Genomic DNA, 1,361 nt, shown 5'->3' on the forward strand with positions numbered 1-1,361 from the left:
CCTAGCAGGCTGTTGAAAAGCGCCCCGTCACGATGACCGAAGCAGTGCTCACGAGGTCTGCGCATGCGATTTGCTGCTGAATTGCGGGTTCGCCGGGTGGTTTTTGCAGGCAATGCGCATGCGCGCAGGCGCCGCGCCGTGCAGTCCCCACGCCGCGGCGGCTCATCGCGTCGCTCCTTGCGGCACCACACCTGGCATTCGCGCCATGCGGGTCAGATTGCTCGCAACCATCGTCAGCTTGAAGTGCTGGTCGACGCGCCTGATGCCGCGATAGACCGTTTGCCGGATCCGTCCGATGGTCTTGCCCCAGCCGAAATGCTCCTCGATACGTTTGCGGATGATCTGGCTCAAGCGGTAACCCGCGTGACGCGAAGTACGGCCATCGATCGCACTACCGCCGTGGCGATCTTCGTTGCGGGCGACATGCGGTGTCACGTTGCGAGCCCGGCAATCGCTCACGAAGTCGCGGGTGTCGTAAGCCTTATCAGCGCCCACTGTCTTTGCGTGGCTGCCAGGCACGCAGTCGAGCAGCCGCAATGCGCTCGCGCGCTCCGCGAAGCCATCCGCATGACTCACTACAGCGCCGACCACCAGCCCCGAGCGGTTCTCCATCAGGATGTGCCCGTGGTAGCACAGGATGGCTGGACTCTTCCTGCTCTTCTTGAACAGACGTGCATCCGGATCCGTGTCCGACTCATGCGTGTCGTTGCTGCGCCGCTTGCCCTTCCAGTTGGTGTCGGCATTGCGCCCGCCGCTTGCCGGCGGTCCATCGTCCGAGCCGTCCTTCGCACGAAAGCTCTTGTGACTGGCCCATGCCTGAATCAGCGTGCCGTCCACCGAGAAATGGTCTCTGGACAGCAGGCCGCGTTTGTCCGCCAGGCTCATGACTTCAGTGAAGAACGCTTCCACGACATCATGCTCCAGCAGCCGGTCGCGGTTCTTCGAGAACACCGAGTGGTCCCACACCGCGTCCTCGATCGCCAGCCCGACGAACCAGCGAAACAGCAGGTTGTAGCGCATCTGCTCCATCAGCATGCGCTCGCTGCGCACCGAGTAGAACACCTGCAACAGCAGCGCACGCAGCAGTTTCTCGGGGGCAATCGAGGCCCGGCCGGTGTCCGCATAGATTACGTTGAACAGCCCGTTGAGCCGTTTCAGCGCGTCATTCACCAGCAGCCGGATCGGCCGCAGCGGGTGATCCGCCGGGACGAAATCCTCCAGCTTGACCGTCGTAAACAGGGGTTCCTGCATCTCATCCATTCCGCGCATCGCATCCACTGCCAAAGATCATGAACACGATATCCATAACGCCTGTCCCTCAAACCCCGTTTACACGGGACCCAAATTCAACAGCCTGCTAG

At 62.0% G+C, this 1,361-nt stretch carries 1 protein-coding gene; it reads right to left on the reverse strand.

The genetic code is table 11. From position 1 onward, the window contains the following. Positions 1-162: 162 nt before the first annotated feature. On the reverse strand, positions 163-1,269 hold the full coding sequence (locus tag DLM46_RS38855) for an IS5 family transposase (RefSeq protein WP_425274059.1): 1,107 nt from the start codon (positions 1,267-1,269) through the stop codon (positions 163-165). Between the last annotated feature and the right edge of the window lie 92 nt (positions 1,270-1,361).

This window comes from Paraburkholderia lacunae, from assembly GCF_003353175.1.
Taxonomy (GTDB): domain Bacteria; phylum Pseudomonadota; class Gammaproteobacteria; order Burkholderiales; family Burkholderiaceae; genus Paraburkholderia; species Paraburkholderia lacunae.

Excerpts from the sequence above, each read along its gene's own strand:
- DLM46_RS38855 (WP_425274059.1), bottom strand. The coding sequence starts at position 1,269 with ATGCGCGGAATGGATGAGATGCAGGAACCCCTGTTTACGACGGTCAAG.